Origin of the sequence: Falsiroseomonas sp. HC035 (genome assembly GCF_050563525.1) — a bacterium.
GTDB lineage: Bacteria > Pseudomonadota > Alphaproteobacteria > Acetobacterales > Acetobacteraceae > Falsiroseomonas.
Window position 1 is genome coordinate 1 of record NZ_JBNXUN010000066.1, and the last position, 1,269, is coordinate 1,269.

General features: G+C 66.0%; 1 protein-coding gene. It reads left to right on the top strand.

Annotated features, from left to right (window positions below):
* Positions 1–66: 66 nt before the first annotated feature.
* Positions 67–1,208 (top strand): IS3 family transposase gene (locus ACLF3G_RS29450; protein ID WP_430672932.1). Its coding sequence is split into 2 segments (ribosomal slippage): positions 67–343 and positions 343–1,208, totalling 1,143 coding nucleotides; the frame shifts between segments, so codons are not numbered across the junction.
* Positions 1,209–1,269 lie beyond the last annotated feature (61 nt).

Below are 1,269 nucleotides of genomic sequence, written 5' to 3' on the forward strand. Positions count from 1 at the left end.
TGAGGTGGCCCCCAATCTTCGGACAGGCGGTTAAGCTCGGTCTGCGCGAGAGAAGGACAGCCCCATATGGCGGGCAAGCGGACGAGGTATTCGGCGGAGTTCAAGGCGAAAGTGGCGCTGGAAGCGCTACGCGGTGAGCTGACGGCGGCGCAGTTGGCGGCGAAACACGGCATCCACCAGACGATGGTCGGCGAATGGAAGCGGCAGGCTACGGAAGGGCTGGCGGGGGTGTTCTCGGCGAAATCCGCGGCGACGGAGACGGCGAAGGCGGTCGAGGCTGATGTGGAGAAGCTGCACGCGAAGATCGGGCAGTTGCTGGTGGAACGGGATTTTTTGGCGAAAGCCTCCGGTCGATGAGCCTCGAGCGGAGGCGGCAGATGATCGAGCCGGAGCACCCGCGGCTGTCGGTCGTGCGTCAGTGCGCGTTGGTCTCGATCAGCCGCTCGGGGTTCTACCGCCGGCCAGCGGGTGAGACTCTGGCGAACCTCGAACTGATGCGGCTGGTGGACGCGCAGTTCCTGGAGACGCCGTGGTACGGCTCGCGTCAGATGGCGCGGCACCTGCGCCGCAAAGGCCATGCGGTCGGCCGCAAACGGACCCGGCGCCTCATGGCCAGGATGGGGCTGGCGCCGATCTACCAGCGGCCACGCACGACGGTGCCGCATCCGGGGCATCGGGTCTGGCCGTATCTGCTGCGGGACCTTGTGGTGGAGCGGCCGAACCAGGTCTGGTGCACCGACATCACGTACATCCCGATGCGGCGCGGCTTTCTGTATCTGGTGGCGGTGATGGACTGGGCGACGAGGAAGGTGCTGTCCTGGCGGGTGTCGAACACGATGGACGTGGAGTTCTGCATCAGCGCGCTGGAAGAGGCTTTGTCGCGGTTCGGGCGGCCGGAAATCTTCAACAGCGACCAGGGCAGCCAGTTCACCTCGCCGCGGTTCACCGAGGTGCTGACGGCGTCGTCGGTGCGCATCTCGATGGACGGCCGCGGCCGCTGGATGGACAATGTGTTCATCGAGCGGCTGTGGCGCAGCCTGAAGTACGAATGCGTCTATCTGCATGCGTTCGAGACCGGGTCGGAGCTGCGCGCGGGCCTCACGAAGTGGATCGGCTACTACAATGCCGGGCGGCCCCATAGCGGGCTCGGCGGACAGTCCCCGGACGAGGCGTATGGGGCCGAAGTGACGACGAGATTGGCGGCCTGACGACAACCAGGGCCGAGCTTAACCAGGCCGCCAAACTGTCCGAGAGATGGGGACCACCTCA